Below are 15,468 nucleotides of genomic sequence, written 5' to 3' on the forward strand. Positions count from 1 at the left end.
CCCCTACCCCGGCTGGGGCACAATGCGCCGCATGCGACCCTTCAGTGCCCCCCAGCTCAACCCCGCAACCGAATCCGGCTGGCGCCGGACCTGGTTCGACATCATCTACCGCCACGACACCCGGCCCTCGCGCAATTTCGACCTGCTGCTGGTCTACGCCATCATCGCCAGCGTGCTGGTGGTCATGTTCGACAGCGTGCAGCGCTTCCACCTGGCCCATGCCAGCTGGCTGTACGTGGTCGAATGGGGCTTCACCATTCTGTTCACCGCCGAGTACCTGCTGCGGCTGGTGGTGGTGAAGCGGCCCCTGCGCTATGCGTTCAGCATCTGGGGCATCATCGACCTGGCCTCGATCCTGCCCACCTATCTGTCGCTGTTCATCCCTGGCGCACAGAGCCTGCTGGTGGTGCGCGCGCTGCGCATCCTGCGCGTGTTCCGCATTCTCAAGCTGACCCGCTACATCGAAGAAAGCGGCGTGCTGATGGAATCGCTGTGGCGCAGCCGGCGCAAGATCCTGCTGTTCCTGTTCACGGTGATCACCATCACCATCATCGCCGGCACCATGATGTATGTGATCGAGGGGCCGAATCATGGCTTCACCAGCATTCCCAGTGCGATGTACTGGGCGGTGGTGACCATGGCCACGGTCGGATTTGGCGACATCGTGCCGCAGACGGTGCTGGGGCGGTTTGTGACCTCTGTTTTGATTCTGATTGGTTACAGCATCATTGCGGTGCCTACCGGGATCTATACCGCCGAGCTCGCCAACACCATGCGCGACGCCGAGCGGGCGTCGCGGCGCGATGCGCGCGGGTGCCCGCATTGCGGGCTGGAGGGGCATGAGACGGATGCGCGGCATTGCCGGGGGTGTGGGGAGAAGTTGCCTGAGGTGTTCAATCAATGAATTCCCGCGTGGAGACACGTGTGGGACGGGCTCGGCCATCGGGTGTGGGGACGGGCCATGCCCGTCCGCTCTTCGTTCCGGGGTCATGAACGCCTGATGCGTTTCTTCGGCTGGCTCTAAACATCGGCCACGCACCGCCGCCGTGTTGCCCCGCCTTCGGATGCTTGCGCCGCGCTGCGCGCGGTTGACGCGCATGACGTGTCGCTACAGGCATCCCGCGTAGGGACGGGCCATGCCCGTCCGCTCTTCGTTCCGGGGTCATGAACGCCTGATGCGTTTCTTCGGCTGGCTCTAAACATCGGCCACGCACCGCCGCCGTGTTGCCCCGCCTTCGGATGCTTGCGCCGCGCTGCGCGCGGTTGACGCGCATGGCGCGTCACTACGAATTGCTACGTGCGCAGGACGATTGCGCTGTTCGCCGGGCGCACGCCCGGCGGAGCTCCGGTTGGCATTTGCGTCATCCACCAGAAAAACGCGCGGCATAGGAATCTGTGCAATCACGGATTCCAGAACGCCCATTCTGCGTACCAAGTCTCAAAAATCCCGGGCTGAAAACGTCATTCCGTCAGTGAAACCGCATGACGGCGAAAACACGTCGGAAATGGCTCTATCCATTCGAAGGCGATCGGCGCATTGTCCGCCCCGGGTGTAGCAACCCGCTCGTTGATAGTAAATTTTTGTGCGTCCCTTAGTCGGGAGGGTGGTTAATACAACACCCTCGTGAGGGGGAAATATGCCACACCGTCTAATCAACGAGCGGTTGCTAACCTCCCGACCCCCTCGCCCTTCCGGCGAGGGGCATTCCCCGATGCTGGAGACTTAGCATGAGTAAGCGCAAGGCCAACAGGCCGCACCGTAGTGCCCACACCTCTGCAGTCCAACCGATGTATCAACGCTGCCAGTGCTGCAACAGCGTCCTGCAGCCGCCGGTGCTCAATCACCACCCCGTTCCTTTCATCATCCTGCATGGCACGTGGCTGCGTGAGATGGGCATGGACGTGGGCGATCGCCTGATCGTCGAGGCCGGTCGCGGCCTGCTCACCGTTGCCCTGGTCGGCCCGCGTGATCGCGTGGATGCGGTCATGCCGAATGGACCGGACGGCGTGATTCACCAGATGCATTTCACCGAGGTGCATGCAGACCCGATCCGGCAGATGTCGGCGGTAGCGTAAGGCCCCGCGTCCGACCGGCCGGCGGACGCCCTCCCCTTCGCAAAACCGTAGAGCCACGCCCTGCGTGGCGGCTCTCCGCTCCGACGTCATGAACGCCTGACGCGCATCTTCGGCCGCCTCTAAACGTCGGCCAAGTCCAGGCACCGTATTGCATCGCCTTCGGACGCTTGTGCCGCGCTGCGCGCGGGTACCACGCATGGCGTGGTACCTACGAATTGTTACGTGCGCAGGTCGATTGCGCTGTAAAGCGCGGCGGTCGTTGTTCCGCCGCGCCTGGGACCGCTGTTTACATCCGGTTGCTGCGCTGGACCAGATCGTTGTATTTCGCCAACAGCTTGGTCGACGAACCGCTTGGGGCCAGCGTCGGGTCGTTCATCCACTGGATTTCCAGCTTGCTGTAAGGCTTCTTGTCGCGCACACGGGCCACGCGTTCCTTGCTCTCGCGGCGGAACGCTTCGGCCGACATCTCGAACGTGCTCCACTTGGTGTCGCCCTGCGTCGGCTTGACCTTGGCGTGCGCCTCGTCCGACAACGCATTGAAGGCCGCCACGCGCTTTTCGCCTTCGGCGATGTCAAAGCCATCCTCGCCCATGAAATCCACCAGGCTTTTGGCTTCCAGCATCAGCGACAGACGATAGAACTCCATCGTGCGGCCTTCAGCCTTCTCCAGCGCGGCCAGCTGCTCACGCTGGGCCTGGTCGTTCTGCTTTTCCAGCTCGTCGCTGAAGGTCTCGCTGGCGTCGACAAACCCGCCCCAGGCCGCCATGAACGGCGCATGCAGCTGCTTGCCCTTGGCGAAGTTGTCGTCTTCATAGTCTTCGCGGGTGTAGTAGTCGCTGGCTTCCTTGGCCAGCGGCTCCAGTGCGTGCAGCTGCGCCAGATAGTTCTTGGCGGCGGCATCCAGCGCCGGCAGCTTCGGCTCGGCGGCCAGCGCGCGGTTGACCGTCTCGTCGCACTTCTTCAGACCGTAGCCATCCACCGTCCGGGGGCCGATGGGACGCGATTCCTTGCCGGTCGGGCCCGCTTCCGGATCCTTGATCCAGCTCAGGTAGTTGTCGATGCCCCGGTGCTGGTCCGAATCGATGGCGTTGTAGCAGTCAATGTAGTCATTGAGCTTGACGGTCAGCGCTTCCTGCGCGTCCAGCTGTTCGCTGGCGGCCGCCGCCTCGGCCTTGGCCGGATCGGCCGACTTGTTGCCACAGGCACTCAGGGCCAGGGCGATCGAAACGGCCATCGTGGCCGTGCGTACTGCATGCTTCATCCAACCTCTCCGTGTTGAAAACGTTTCCAGAGAGGGGATTCTAGCAAACAGGAAGGTGGGGAGCAGCAGTTGGTACAGGTCGGGATCGAATCATGAAAGCCGTGGAGGGCGATTTACACCACGCTTCTGCGCTCCTCACAGAGTAACCCCACTCATGATTCCCAACGGCCTTCCGCCCGCGTCCTCCATCTCCACCACTTTCAAAGCACCGTCGACCACTCCCGCTTCAAACGAGAACCGTGGTCCGGACGGCGTCACCAATGCCTACATCAGTTTCGGCTTGCAGGAATACCATGCACCTGCATGTGCAAGGCTGGCAGGTATTGACCACGAAGCCGAGCAGACGCGGCAGAAGCAAGAGGTATCTGCGCAGGCGCACGACCAGTTGGTGAACTTCGCTACGAACTTCTTCACGATCAAGAACACGTTGGCGCAGAAAGCTGTCGATGCCGACAAGCCCTTCATCACGGGCTTGTGATGACGGCTCCCGCTCAGCTCCGAATGATTGACCTGAGCGGGAACTGACACATCTGCAGGGTTCAGAGCCCATAGAGTGAATCGCAGAACTCCCTCCAAAGCCGCGTCGCGCGTTCACGTGCCCCTCGCCCGAGGAGAGCCGCCACGGTTGCAGCCAACGCACACGCCAGCACTACCCCGCCGACCAACAGGCCGGTCCATCCCGGCAATGCGTAGCAACTCCACACGCCAAGTGCGGTCACGATCACGACCAGCAGCACAGAGCGGATGGGGCCCATGCCTCAATCCAGGAACAGATCCGGCAGCAGCGGCCGCGAGGGATCCACCGCATACCCGCTGAGATCGGTAACACCGGCTTCGGCCAACACTTCATCGTCCAGCAGGAAGTTGCCGTGGAAGCCAGCCGCTTCGCGGGTCAGCACCGCATACGCAGCATCCGCCATGACCTGCGGCGTACGGCAACCGGCGGCGTCCACGCCTGGAATCATGTTGATCGCATCGGTGGCGATGACCGTGCGCGGCCACAGTGCATTCACCGCCACGCCCTGCGGGCCGAACTCGGCGGCCAGCCCCAAGGTGACGAAGCTCATGCCCATCTTGGCCAGGGTGTAGCCGGTGTGCGGGCCCCACCACTTCGGGTTGAGGCTGGGCGGCGGAGCCAGGGTGAGAATGTGCGGGTTGGCGGCCTGCAACAGGTGCGGCAAGCAGGCCTGCGCGCACAGGAAGCTGCCACGTGAATTGACCTGCTGCATCAGGTCGAAGCGCTTCATCGGCGTATCCAGCGTGCCACGCAGCCAGATCGCGCTGGCGTTGTTGACCAGGATGTCGATGCCGCCAAAGGTGTCGACGGTGGCGGCGACTGCTGCATGCACCTGGTCTTCTTCGCGGATGTCGCACTTCAGGGCCAGCCCTTGGCCGCCCACAGCGTTCACGGCTTCGGCAGCGCTGTGGATGGTGCCGGGCAGCTTGGGGTTCGGGACCGACGATTTGGCCGCGATGGCCACGTTGGCCCCTTCGCGCGCGGCGCGCAGGGCGGTGGCCAGGCCGATGCCGCGCGAGGCACCGGTGATGAACAGGGTTTTACCTTGCAGGCTCGTCATAGCAGGGGCCGAAGAGCGAATGTAGAACTGGATTATGCGCGCTACGTGCGTGAATTCGACAGATCCCGATGCTGCGCTGCTTGCCGACGAAACACGACATTAGCGACATTTCCGAGGTCATGCTCGGTGGAATAACGCGACACGACACCCGGAGCCCTGCGCTACAGTGCACTAATCATGTAACACATATGAGCAGCGTCATGATGCGCAAGTTCGTGCAACAACAGAAGGAGGCCACCAAGCATGACGCCGCGTTCCGCCGCCAAGTGAAGATCGGCCTGGATTCGGCCAACGCCGGCAATCTGATCCCAGCGGCCGAAGTCAAAGCAAGGTTCGCAGCCAAGCGGGGAGCAACACGCCGTAAGCTTGAAGCCTCTGAATGAGGGAGCTGTTCTGGACGCCAGAGGCGATACAGGACCGCGACGAAATCCATGCCTTCATCGAGGCCGATTGGCTTGTTTGAATCCTCGAGCGCGCCTTCGTTTTGGGTCATGCCCTAATGGGGTGATCGCCGTTATCGGCGGTCGACTGTCGTGCGACCCTACCGAGCCCATCCAAGTCCCCATCCGATCCAACATCCAAGTCCCCGCCCAGGATCCCGTTCCCGTTCCCATCAAGCACCGCACACCCCGAATCGCGCATCAAGCGTCACGCATCTCGTAGCGGCATCGGCGACGGCGACGGCATCCAACGGTTTGCCCTCTCAGGGCTTCGGCCCCTGACCTTCGTTGTCTTCCCAGTGCAGGATCTTGCGGGTGACGAAGCGGTACACCGGCTTGCCGGTGCGGAACCACAAATCGCGCACCCACGAGTGACGCTTGAGCAATCTCTTCTCCACCGGAGTGAGGTACTCACGGCAATACATGCGCTTGTGTTTGAGCAGGTGGCGCAGGTCTTCGCGGGCGAGCAGGCGCATCCAGCGTGAGCGCGGGTTACCTATCACGGCCAGCTGGAAGTCGATCAAGGCCGGGCGGCCGTCTTCGCGGACCAGCCAGTTGGCTTCCTTTGCCAGGTCGTTGTGGGCGATGCCGTGGCGGTGCACCTGCTGCAGCAGCCGGCGCGCGGCGCGGAAGTAGGCCAGGTCGCCGCGCGGGGGGCGCTGGTACATGGCGTCGCCTTCCATGAAACTGCGGTCCAGCCAGTGGCCGTCCCAGGCCAGCAGCCGGGGGGTGTCGGGCATGCCGTCCAGATGGGCCAGCGCGCGGGCTTCGCGGCGGGCCAACCACCACGCGGGCAGGCGCAGCCACCAGGGGGTGGCCCCGAGGTCACGGCGCACGAAGCGCTGGCCGTCCTGCTCGATCAGCAGGATGCGGCCGAAGCTGTCGGCCTTGAGGGCGTGCGGGGCGGTGGGCGGCGATGACGTCATGCCGCCATTCTAGGCGGTTCACGTTCATTGCCGGCAGATGACGTCGTTTCGGAGCACAGCGGTGGCAGCCAGTCAGTGTTGGCCCCCTATAATCCGACGATGGACTCTTCATGGATCGATGCCACGCTTGCGTGGATCGCAGCTCACCCCGTGCTTGCCGGCGCGGTCGTCTTCCTCATCGCCTTCTGCGATGCGGTCATCATTCTGGGCGCGATCGTGCCGGCGTTGCCGTTGCTGTTCGCGGTGGGTGTGCTGATCGGCCTGGGCCAGATCTCCGGCCCGTATGCAGTGGCCTGCACCGCGCTGGGTGCGCTGGCGGGCGATGCGTTGAGTTACTGGATCGGCCGCCGCTGGGGTGACCGGCTGCGCGGCATCTGGCCGTTCAGCCGTTACCCGCAGCTGCTGGACCGCGGCGAAATCATGTTCCGCCGCAATGCGTTCAAGAGCATCCTGGTGGCCCGCTATGTAGGTGCGATCCGCCCGTTCGTGCCGGCCATTGCCGGCATGATGAAGATGCCGGTCCCGCGCTACCTGCAGGCCAGCAGCATCGCGGCCATCAGCTGGGCGCTGCTGTTCCTGGCCCCGGGCTGGGTGCTCGGCGAAGCCTATGACGCAGTGGCGGCCGTGGCCGGCCGGCTGGTGATGGTGCTGGCGCTGGTCGGCGTGGTGCTGGGCGTGGTCTGGGCGATCGTGCTGTACGGCTACCGCTGGTCGGCTGCGCGCATGGATTCGTGGCTGGCCGGGTTGCTGCGCTGGTACCAGCGCCACCCGACGCTGGGCCGCTATTCGGTGGCGGTGTTCGACCCGAGCCGCCGTGAATCGGTGCCGCTGGCAATGCTGGCGCTGATGCTGCTGTTGCTGGGCTGGTGCTGGTTCGCGCTAATGATGGTGGTGGTGGCGCACGGCGAGCCGCTGGCATTGGATCTGGCGGTGCACGAAGCCATGCTGGCGCTGCGCAACCCGCTGGCCGACTACCCGATGGCGGCGCTGGCCTCGCTGGGCGCGTGGCAGGTGCTGATGCCGGCCACGGCGGCGGGCATGGCCTATCTGATCTGGCGGCGGCGCTGGATGGCGGCCGGGCACTGGCTGGCGGCGCTGGCGTTCGGCTACGCGCTGACCGAACTGCTGGGTACCACCGTGGACGTAGTGCGCCCGCCGAATGCCAGCAGTGGCTTCGGCTTCCCGTCGGTGTCGGTGACCATGGCCACCATCACCTTCGGTTTCTTCGCAGTGCTGATCGGGCGTGAGCTGCCCGGCCGCACGCGGGTATGGCCTTACCTGCTGTCGGGCATCATCGTCAGCCTGATCGGCTTCGCCCGCATCTATCTGGGCGCGCATTGGCTCAGCGACGTGATCGGCGGCATGTTGTTCGGCATCTTCTGGCTGCTGGTGCTGGGCATCGCCTACCGCCGCCGCTTCAACCGCTCGTTCTGGGTCAAGCCGGTATCGTGGCTGTTCTACGGCACCTTCGCGGTGACGGCGCTGTGGTACGGGCCGCGCAACATCCCGGTGAAGCTGGAGCGGTTCGAACCGGCGCAGCCGGCCCCGGTCACCCTGACCGTGCAGGCGTGGTGGGATGGCAGCTGGCGCGACCAGCCGGCGCGCCGCAATGAATTCGATGACGACCAGCGCTGGCCGCTGGACGTGCAGGTGGCTGGGCCGTTGGACCCGCTGCGCGAGCGCCTGGAGGCGCAGGGCTGGCATGTGCAGTCGCAGGCGGGCTGGGAACAGGCGCTGTTGATGCTGGACAAATCCGCCGCGCCGGAAGAAGTGCCGGTGCTGCCGGCGACGCTGGACACCAAGGTGGAGTCGCTGCTGATGATCCGGGCCGGGAATGCGCCCGAGGAAATCTATGCGCTGCGCCTGTGGCCGGCGCAGGCGGTGTTGATGCCGGGGCAGCAGCCGCTGTGGCTGGGCAGTGCGCAGACGCTGCGCTACGAACAGCACTTCAGCCTGATCGGCATGTGGCACCCGATGCGCGGGATTGATCCGTCGTTGAATGCGGTGCGTGAGGCGGTGGACGGATTGCCGCATGCGGTTGAACAGCATCCGGAATCGAAGACGCCGGTGTTGCGCGTGCGCACTGATCACGACCAACGGTCGTGATCTACCGGTAGTGTCACGACCGTTGGTCGTGACACGGGCTCAGGGAATCCACCCCAGAAGATCATCCAGCCGCTGATGCGGATCATCGCGCTGCAATAACTGCAGCCGCTGCGATTCCTCCAACGGCATCAGCTCGGCCAGCTTCCAACCGACCCAGGCGGCCTGGTCGAGCAGCATCGGCACCTTGGGCGCATACGGATTGCCGGCCTGCTCGATGATGTGTTCCAGCACGGTAGACAGCAGCGCATGCTCGGGCCGCAGCTCGTCGTCGCTGTCCGGTTCGGCCCACTGCACCTCGGCCACGATCAGACCGTTGTCGCGTACGCGCACCTGCTCCACGTGGAAGCGATCGTAGCCGCGCAGGGTCAGCACCAGAATGCCGTCCGGCCCCACATCGAAATCGACGATGCGCGCTTCCACACCGTGTGCGGCCGGCGTCGCCGGAGCCCCCACTTCCTCGCCCTGCAGGATCAGGCAGATGCCGAAGCCGGTTCCATTGCGGCTGCATTCGCGCACCATGTCCAGATAACGCGGCTCGAACACCCGCAGGGTCAACGACGCACCGGGCAGCAGCACCGAATGCAGCGGAAACAATGGCAGCGTAGTGATCTCGCTCATACCGCTCAATCCTGCTGCAGCTGGGCCAGGAAGCGACGCGGTGCGCCGTCGAAGCCGCCGTTGGACATGAACACCACATGGTCACCGGGTCGGGCGATAGCACCCAACTGCGTCAGCAGCGCATCCGTGTCCGGCACCGCATGGGCTTCACCCTGCACAGCACCGATCACCTTGGCGGCATCCCAGGCCAGTTCCGGCCGGTGCAGGAACACCACCGCATCGGCCCCGTCCAGCGAAGGAGCCAGCGCGTCGGCGTGCGCGCCCAGGCGCATGGAATTGCTGCGCGGCTCCATCGCCACCACGATGCGGGCGGTGCCGACCTTGGCGCGCAGCCCTTCCAGCGTGGTGCGGATGGCGGTCGGATGATGGGCGAAATCGTCGTACACGGTGATGTCGCCAGCGTTGCCGATCACTTCCAGGCGGCGCTTCACGCTGCGGAACTGCGCCAGCGCGGGGATCACGGTGACCGGATCCACACCCACCGCATGTGCGGCGGCCAGTGCCGCCAGCCCGTTGAGCACATTGTGCCGGCCCAGCAGCGGCCAGTTCACCTGGCCCACGGCCACGCCACGGTGGTGGACGATGAAGGCGCTGCCGTCGGCATGCACCAGTTCGGCGTGCCACTCCAGCGCCGGGTCGAAGCCGAAGCGCTCCACCGGGGTCCAGCAGCCCATCGCCAGCACTTCGGCCAGATAGGCGTCTTCACCGTTGACGATCAGGCGGCCACGCGCCGGCACCGTGCGCACCAGATGGTGGAACTGGCGCTGGATTGCGGCCACGTCCGGGAAGATGTCGGCGTGGTCATACTCCAGGTTGTTCAGGATGGCCACCAGCGGCCGGTAATGCACGAACTTGCTGCGCTTGTCGAAGAAGGCGGTGTCGTACTCGTCGGCCTCGACCACGAACTCCCGGCCCTGCCCGGCCCGGGCAGACACGCCGAAGTCCTCAGCGACGCCGCCAATCAGGAAGCCCGGTTCGCGACCGGCGGCCTGCAGCAGCCAGGTCAAGATGGTGGTGGTGGTGGTTTTGCCATGGGTGCCGGCCACGGCCAGGGTGTCGCGGCCCGGCAGCACCTGCTCGGCCAGCCACTGCGCCCCGGAAATGTAGCGCTGGCCGGCATCCAGCACCGCTTCCACGGCCGGGTTGCCACGCGAAAGCGCATTGCCGATCACCACCTCGTCGCAGTCAGCGGCCACGCTGTCGGCGCGGTAGCCGGGGTCGAGGGTGATGCCCAGCTGTTCAAGCTGAGTGGACATCGGCGGGTAGATCGCCTGGTCGCTGCCACGGACCGTATGGCCCAGTTCCCGCGCCAGCGCGGCCACGCCGCCCATGAAGGTGCCGGCAATTCCAAGGATATGAATCGTGCTCATCAGCCGATTGTCGCCGATCATCAGCGCGGATGGTGGCTGCGTAAGGGAATTCTGACTCGTGTCAGGGAATCCCCTATACCGCTGTACTGTGAAGACGGACACAATTCACGTCGCCAGCCGCAATACCCCCATCGGTCCTACTCCCCAAGAGGCCAATCCCCAGGGGGGCTCATGTTGTGGGGCCCTGAGCAAGCCCGCTCGCTGGTTCTACACCGCACGCCCGGCTCTTCCCCGAGCTGGGCGTGCAGGTGTAGGACGTTGGCGCTGCCGAAGCAGCGCCCCGTCGCATCAAGCCTTGATGGCCTTGTGAATGCGCGCTTCCACTTCGTCCAGCTCACCCACGCCGTCCACACGCTCCAGCGTGCCGCGACCGGCATAGAAGTCCACCACCGGCGCGGTCTGCTCGTTATAGACGTTCAGACGGTTGCGCACCGATTCCGGATTGTCATCGGCGCGGCCCTGTTCGGCGGCACGGCCGGCAATGCGCTGCACCAGCAGGTCGGTGGCCACATCCAACTGCACCACGGCATCCAGCGGCTGGCCGATCTTGGCCAGCAGGGCGTCCAGCGCGTTGGCCTGGGCCACGTTGCGCGGGTAACCGTCGAGAATGAAGCCCTTGGCCACATCGGCCTGGGACAGGCGCGATTCCAGCATGCCCAGCAGAATCTCGTCGGAAACGAGATTACCCGCGTCCATCACGGCCTTGGCCTGCTTGCCCAGTTCCGAACCCGCCGAAATTTCCGCGCGCAGCATGTCGCCGGTGGAAATATGGGCCAGGCCCAGCTTGTCCTTCAGGCGCGTCGCCTGTGTCCCCTTGCCCGAACCGGGCGGTCCCAACAGAACCAATCGCATCAACCTGACTCCAACTTGGTAAAAAAGGAAGGGTAAGCGCGCCGTGGGAAAGCCCACGTTCACGCTGCACCGCAATACACGCACTTTACCTCATCCGGGTAATGTCCCTGCAATGTCCTCCTCCCCCGACCAAGGTCGCACCATGTCCAAAGGCACCCTGCTGTACGCCCAGTCCGGCGGCGTCACCGCCGTCATCAACGCCACCGCCTCGGCGGTGATCAGCACCGCAAGAGCCAAGGGAATCAAGGTCTTGGCCGCGCGCAACGGTATTCTGGGCGCGCTGCGCGAAGAGCTGATCGACACCTCGAAGGAATCGGCGGCGGCTATTGCTGCGCTGGCCCACACCCCGGGCGGGGCATTTGGCTCCTGCCGCTACAAACTGAAGTCGCTGGACGCCGACCGGGCCCGCTACGAGCGCCTGCTGGCGGTGCTGCAGGCCCATGACGTGCGCTGGTTCCTCTATAACGGCGGCAACGATTCCGCCGACACCGCATGGAAGGTGTCGCAGCTGGCCAAGGCGTTCAACTACGACCTGACCTGCATCGGGGTACCCAAGACCATCGACAACGACCTGGCGGTGACCGACACCTGCCCGGGCTTCGGTTCGGCGGCCAAGTACACCGCCGTCTCCGTGCGCGAAGCGGCGCTGGACGTGGCGGCCATGGCGGAAACCTCGACCAAGGTGTTCGTCTACGAGGCCATGGGCCGGCACGCGGGCTGGCTGGCCGCGGCGGCCGGGCTGGCCGGTGAAGGTCCTGACGATGCCCCGCACATCATCCTGCTCCCGGAGCGCGCCTATGACGAGGCGGCCTTCCTGGCCAAGGTGAAGCAGGTGGTGGAGCGCGTGGGCCATTGCGTGGTGGTGGCGTCGGAAGGCATCCAGACCGCGGATGGCACCTTCGTCGCCGATGCCGGCGGCGGCAAGGACGCGTTCGGGCACTCGCAGCTGGGTGGCGTGGCCTCGCTGCTGGCTGGACGGGTGAAAGATGCGCTGGGCTACAAGGTGCACTGGACCCTGCCGGATTACCTGCAGCGTTCGGCACGGCACATTGCCTCGAAGACCGACTGGGAACAGGCCCAGGCGGTGGGCAAGGCGGCCGTGCAGTACGCGTTGAAGGGGCACAACGCGGTGATGCCCGTGATCGTGCGCAGCAGCGACAAACCGTATCGATGGAAGATCGAACCGGCACCGCTGCACAAGGTGGCCAACCATGAGAAAAAGATGCCGGCCGGATTCATTCGTCGTGATGGTTTCGGCATCACCGAAAAGGCGCGTGCGTATCTGTCGCCGTTGATCAAGGGTGAAGCGCCGTTGCCCTATGGGGCGGATGGTTTGCCGAAATACGTCACGCTGAAAAATGTGGCGGTGAAGAAGAAATTGCCGGCGTTCGAGGCCTGACGCGCGACCTGGCACCTCGTGGACGCGCATGGCGCGTCCCTACGGGGTGTTTGCGATCACGTCCGGCGTGGCGGGGGCGGTTACCGGCAGGCTTTTCCCTGCACCTCCGCCTTTGCCGCAAACATCGGCACCTGCGCGGTTTTGCCGGCGGCGGCCTGCTTCTTCGCATCTTCCAGGTAGATCCGCGACTGGCCCTGCCCGTCCAGCTCGGGCTTCTTGTCCACCGGCAGCCGCCACACGCTGACCACCGCCTGCTGCGAGGGGCAGGCCGCGCTGGGCACGCGGATCACGTCATTGAGCTTCCAGCCCTTGGCAGCGCTGGGTTGCGCCTTGTCAAAGTCTACGAAGCCCGAGCGCGGCTGGCATTGCTCGCTGGTGCGCACGACATTGAAGCGATACGGCTGTGCGGCATCGCCGCTGAAGGTGCCCTCCAGCCGCGCACAGGCTTCGGGAATCTGACGGAGGGTGTGGGTGGCACCGTTGGCCTGCGGGCTGCCGGTGGGGCGATTGATCTCGGGCGCATCGGCGGCGGATGCGGCGAAGGTGGTGGCCAGCAGGGCCAACGGAACAAGGTAGCGCGGGAGCATGAACGCCTCCGATGGGACTTGGGATGGACGGAGGCTGGCAGGAAAGTGATGAACGGGGTGGGAAGGTGGGGCATACTCGTAGCCGCACCAGGATTGCTGAACAAAGCCACACGCAGGAGGACCGGGCACGGTCTGATCGGGTTGGTCCATCGTTGCAGCCCGTTGTGCCCTTTACGTGGTGAGGTTCGTCCATCCGCTGGATGCCAATCCATCACCCGGGAGGGGACATGCTGGAACGTTACGGGCTTTCTCTGGCGCTGCTCTGCGCCATTCTCGCGATTCTCTTCGGCATCATTTCAGCGCGCTGGATCCTGCGGCAACCCGCCGGCAATGCCCGCATGCAGGAAATCGCCGCCGCCATCCAGGAAGGCGCGCGCGCCTACCTCAACCGTCAATACCTGACCATCGGCATCGCCGGCGCAGTGCTGTTCGTGCTGGTCGGCATCTTCCTCAGCTGGTACACCGCGATCGGCTTTGCGATCGGCGCGGTGCTGTCCGGTGCGGCCGGCTACATCGGCATGAACGTGTCGGTGCGCGCCAACGTACGCACCGCCGAAGCGGCCCGCAACGGCCTCAGCGCGGCGATGGACGTGGCGTTCCGCGGCGGCGCGATCACCGGCATGCTGGTGGTGGGCCTCGGTCTGTTGGGCGTGGCCGGCTACTACGCGCTGCTGCTGCGGTTGGGGCTGGCCCAGGACCAGGCTCTGCACGCACTGGTCGGACTGGCGTTCGGCTCCTCGCTGATCTCGATCTTCGCCCGGCTGGGCGGCGGCATCTTCACCAAGGGGGCTGACGTCGGCGCGGATCTGGTCGGCAAGGTCGAAGCCGGCATTCCCGAGGACGACCCGCGCAACCCGGCGGTGATCGCCGACAACGTCGGCGACAACGTGGGCGACTGCGCCGGCATGGCGGCCGACCTGTTTGAAACCTACGCGGTCACCGTCATCGCCACCATGCTGCTGGGCAGCCTGATGCTGGCCGAGGCTGGACGCAACGCGATCCTGTACCCGTTGGTGCTGGGCGGCGTGTCGATCATCGCGTCCATCATTGGCGCGCTGTTCGTCAAGGTGAAGCCCGGCGGCTCGATCATGGGCGCGCTGTACAAGGGCGTGATCGTGTCCGGCGTGCTGGCCGCGATAGCGTTCTACCCGATCACCCAGCAGCTGATGCCGGACAACGCACACGGGTCGTTCAACCTGTACATCTGCGCGCTGATCGGCCTGATTCTGACCGGGTTGATCGTGTGGATCACCGAGTACTACACCGGCACCCAGTACAAGCCGGTGCAGCACGTGGCGCAGGCCTCGACCACCGGGCATGGCACCAACATCATCGCCGGGCTGGGGGTTTCGATGAAATCCACGGCGCTGCCGGTGATCGCCGTGTGTGCTGCCATCTGGCTGGCGCATCTGCACGGCGGCCTGTACGGCATTGCGATTGCAGCCACCTCGATGCTGTCGATGGCGGGCATGATCGTGGCGCTGGACGCCTACGGCCCGATCACCGACAACGCCGGCGGTATTGCCGAGATGGCGGAACTGCCGTCGGAAATCCGCGACATCACCGACCCGCTGGATGCGGTGGGCAACACCACCAAGGCGGTGACCAAGGGCTATGCAATCGGCTCGGCGGCGTTGGCCGCGCTGGTGCTGTTTGCCGACTACACGCACAACCTGCAGGCGGCGCACCCGGGCGAGGTGTTCACCTTCGATCTGTCCGACCACACGGTGATCATCGGCCTGCTGATTGGTGGCCTGATCCCCTACCTGTTCGGCGCGATGGCGATGGAGGCGGTCGGCCGTGCCGCCGGTGCGGTGGTGGAAGAAGTGCGCCGCCAGTTCCGCGAGATCGCCGGCATCATGCAGGGCACCGGCAAGCCGCAGTACGACCGGGCGGTGGACATGCTGACCCGCTCGGCGATCCGCGAGATGATCGTGCCTTCGCTGCTGCCAGTGGCGGTACCGGTGGTGGTGGGCCTGCTGCTGGGGCCACGCGCGCTGGGCGGGCTGCTGATCGGCACCATCGTCACCGGGTTGTTCGTGGCCATTTCGATGACCACCGGCGGCGGAGCCTGGGACAACGCCAAGAAGTACATCGAGGATGGGCACTTCGGCGGCAAGGGCAGCGAAGCGCACAAGGCGGCGGTGACCGGCGATACGGTGGGTGATCCGTACAAGGACACCGCCGGCCCGGCGATCAATCCGTTGATCAAGATCATCAACATCGTGGCGTTGTTGATGGTGCCGTTGTTGTAGG

Annotated in this window: 14 protein-coding genes; 7 read left to right on the top strand and 7 right to left on the bottom strand. The window is 65.1% G+C overall.

The window, feature by feature from the left end; translation table 11 throughout:
- The first annotated feature begins 31 nt into the window (after positions 1 to 31).
- Positions 32 to 904: an ion transporter gene (locus tag PDM29_RS03305; RefSeq protein ID WP_311192470.1), complete on the top strand. Its 873-nt coding sequence runs from the start codon at positions 32 to 34 to the stop codon at positions 902 to 904.
- An 824-nt stretch (positions 905 to 1,728) separates the two neighbouring features.
- Positions 1,729 to 2,076 carry a SymE family type I addiction module toxin gene (locus PDM29_RS03310; RefSeq protein WP_311192471.1) on the top strand — a complete coding sequence of 116 codons (348 nt, stop codon included), beginning with the start codon at positions 1,729 to 1,731 and terminating at the stop codon, positions 2,074 to 2,076.
- Between the two features lie 286 nt (positions 2,077 to 2,362).
- On the opposite strand, the gene PDM29_RS03315 is transcribed toward PDM29_RS03310, so the two are convergent.
- Complete coding sequence (locus PDM29_RS03315) at positions 2,363 to 3,337, bottom strand: YiiG family protein (protein WP_311192472.1); 975 nt, start codon at positions 3,335 to 3,337, stop codon at positions 2,363 to 2,365.
- A 154-nt stretch (positions 3,338 to 3,491) separates the two neighbouring features.
- On the opposite strand from PDM29_RS03315, the gene PDM29_RS03320 reads away from it, so the two are divergent.
- Entirely contained in the window at positions 3,492 to 3,815 is a 324-nt protein-coding gene (locus PDM29_RS03320; RefSeq protein WP_311192473.1) for a hypothetical protein, read from the top strand.
- 280 nt (positions 3,816 to 4,095) lie between these two features.
- On the opposite strand, the gene PDM29_RS03325 is transcribed toward PDM29_RS03320, so the two are convergent.
- Positions 4,096 to 4,914: an SDR family oxidoreductase gene (locus PDM29_RS03325; RefSeq protein ID WP_311192474.1), complete on the bottom strand. Its 819-nt coding sequence runs from the start codon at positions 4,912 to 4,914 to the stop codon at positions 4,096 to 4,098.
- 200 nt (positions 4,915 to 5,114) lie between these two features.
- Between PDM29_RS03325 and PDM29_RS03330 the strand changes: the two genes are divergently transcribed.
- Positions 5,115 to 5,297: a hypothetical protein gene (locus PDM29_RS03330; RefSeq protein WP_311192475.1), complete on the top strand. Its 183-nt coding sequence runs from the start codon at positions 5,115 to 5,117 to the stop codon at positions 5,295 to 5,297.
- A gap of 320 nt (positions 5,298 to 5,617) precedes the next feature.
- On the opposite strand, the gene PDM29_RS03335 is transcribed toward PDM29_RS03330, so the two are convergent.
- Positions 5,618 to 6,280 carry a serine/threonine-protein kinase gene (locus PDM29_RS03335; protein WP_311192476.1) on the bottom strand — a complete coding sequence of 221 codons (663 nt, stop codon included), beginning with the start codon at positions 6,278 to 6,280 and terminating at the stop codon, positions 5,618 to 5,620.
- A gap of 99 nt (positions 6,281 to 6,379) precedes the next feature.
- Between PDM29_RS03335 and PDM29_RS03340 the strand changes: the two genes are divergently transcribed.
- Complete coding sequence (locus PDM29_RS03340) at positions 6,380 to 8,386, top strand: bifunctional DedA family/phosphatase PAP2 family protein (RefSeq protein WP_311192477.1); 2,007 nt, start codon at positions 6,380 to 6,382, stop codon at positions 8,384 to 8,386.
- 39 nt (positions 8,387 to 8,425) lie between these two features.
- On the opposite strand, the gene PDM29_RS03345 is transcribed toward PDM29_RS03340, so the two are convergent.
- The 3 genes from PDM29_RS03345 to PDM29_RS03355 form a co-directional block, all read right to left on the bottom strand.
- On the bottom strand, positions 8,426 to 9,004 hold the full coding sequence (locus PDM29_RS03345; protein WP_311192478.1) for an LON peptidase substrate-binding domain-containing protein: 579 nt from the start codon (positions 9,002 to 9,004) through the stop codon (positions 8,426 to 8,428).
- 5 nt (positions 9,005 to 9,009) lie between these two features.
- Positions 9,010 to 10,374 carry a UDP-N-acetylmuramate:L-alanyl-gamma-D-glutamyl-meso-diaminopimelate ligase gene (gene mpl, locus PDM29_RS03350; protein WP_311192479.1) on the bottom strand — a complete coding sequence of 455 codons (1,365 nt, stop codon included), beginning with the start codon at positions 10,372 to 10,374 and terminating at the stop codon, positions 9,010 to 9,012.
- Between the two features lie 288 nt (positions 10,375 to 10,662).
- Complete coding sequence (locus PDM29_RS03355) at positions 10,663 to 11,226, bottom strand: adenylate kinase (RefSeq protein ID WP_125359806.1); 564 nt, start codon at positions 11,224 to 11,226, stop codon at positions 10,663 to 10,665.
- Between the two features lie 142 nt (positions 11,227 to 11,368).
- Between PDM29_RS03355 and PDM29_RS03360 the strand changes: the two genes are divergently transcribed.
- Entirely contained in the window at positions 11,369 to 12,625 is a 1,257-nt protein-coding gene (locus PDM29_RS03360) for a 6-phosphofructokinase (RefSeq protein WP_311192480.1), read from the top strand.
- An 80-nt stretch (positions 12,626 to 12,705) separates the two neighbouring features.
- On the opposite strand, the gene PDM29_RS03365 is transcribed toward PDM29_RS03360, so the two are convergent.
- Entirely contained in the window at positions 12,706 to 13,212 is a 507-nt protein-coding gene (locus PDM29_RS03365; RefSeq protein ID WP_311192481.1) for a hypothetical protein, read from the bottom strand.
- 227 nt (positions 13,213 to 13,439) lie between these two features.
- Here PDM29_RS03365 and PDM29_RS03370 point away from each other — a divergent pair, with 227 nt between their 5' ends.
- Entirely contained in the window at positions 13,440 to 15,467 is a 2,028-nt protein-coding gene (locus PDM29_RS03370) for a sodium-translocating pyrophosphatase (protein ID WP_311192482.1), read from the top strand.
- Position 15,468: the final 1 nt, after the last annotated feature.

Origin of the sequence: Stenotrophomonas oahuensis, from assembly GCF_031834595.1 — a bacterium.
GTDB lineage: Bacteria > Pseudomonadota > Gammaproteobacteria > Xanthomonadales > Xanthomonadaceae > Stenotrophomonas > Stenotrophomonas oahuensis.

Excerpts from the sequence above, each read along its gene's own strand:
- PDM29_RS03305 (WP_311192470.1), top strand. The coding sequence starts at position 32 with ATGCGACCCTTCAGTGCCCCCCAGCTCAACCCCGCAACCGAATCCGGC.
- PDM29_RS03310 (WP_311192471.1), top strand. The coding sequence starts at position 1,729 with ATGAGTAAGCGCAAGGCCAACAGGCCGCACCGTAGTGCCCACACCTCT.
- PDM29_RS03315 (WP_311192472.1), bottom strand. The coding sequence starts at position 3,337 with ATGAAGCATGCAGTACGCACGGCCACGATGGCCGTTTCGATCGCCCTG.
- PDM29_RS03320 (WP_311192473.1), top strand. The coding sequence starts at position 3,492 with ATGATTCCCAACGGCCTTCCGCCCGCGTCCTCCATCTCCACCACTTTC.
- PDM29_RS03325 (WP_311192474.1), bottom strand. The coding sequence starts at position 4,914 with ATGACGAGCCTGCAAGGTAAAACCCTGTTCATCACCGGTGCCTCGCGC.
- PDM29_RS03330 (WP_311192475.1), top strand. The coding sequence starts at position 5,115 with ATGATGCGCAAGTTCGTGCAACAACAGAAGGAGGCCACCAAGCATGAC.
- PDM29_RS03335 (WP_311192476.1), bottom strand. The coding sequence starts at position 6,280 with ATGACGTCATCGCCGCCCACCGCCCCGCACGCCCTCAAGGCCGACAGC.
- PDM29_RS03340 (WP_311192477.1), top strand. The coding sequence starts at position 6,380 with ATGGACTCTTCATGGATCGATGCCACGCTTGCGTGGATCGCAGCTCAC.
- PDM29_RS03345 (WP_311192478.1), bottom strand. The coding sequence starts at position 9,004 with ATGAGCGAGATCACTACGCTGCCATTGTTTCCGCTGCATTCGGTGCTG.
- mpl (WP_311192479.1), bottom strand. The coding sequence starts at position 10,374 with ATGAGCACGATTCATATCCTTGGAATTGCCGGCACCTTCATGGGCGGC.
- PDM29_RS03355 (WP_125359806.1), bottom strand. The coding sequence starts at position 11,226 with ATGCGATTGGTTCTGTTGGGACCGCCCGGTTCGGGCAAGGGGACACAG.
- PDM29_RS03360 (WP_311192480.1), top strand. The coding sequence starts at position 11,369 with ATGTCCAAAGGCACCCTGCTGTACGCCCAGTCCGGCGGCGTCACCGCC.
- PDM29_RS03365 (WP_311192481.1), bottom strand. The coding sequence starts at position 13,212 with ATGCTCCCGCGCTACCTTGTTCCGTTGGCCCTGCTGGCCACCACCTTC.
- PDM29_RS03370 (WP_311192482.1), top strand. The coding sequence starts at position 13,440 with ATGCTGGAACGTTACGGGCTTTCTCTGGCGCTGCTCTGCGCCATTCTC.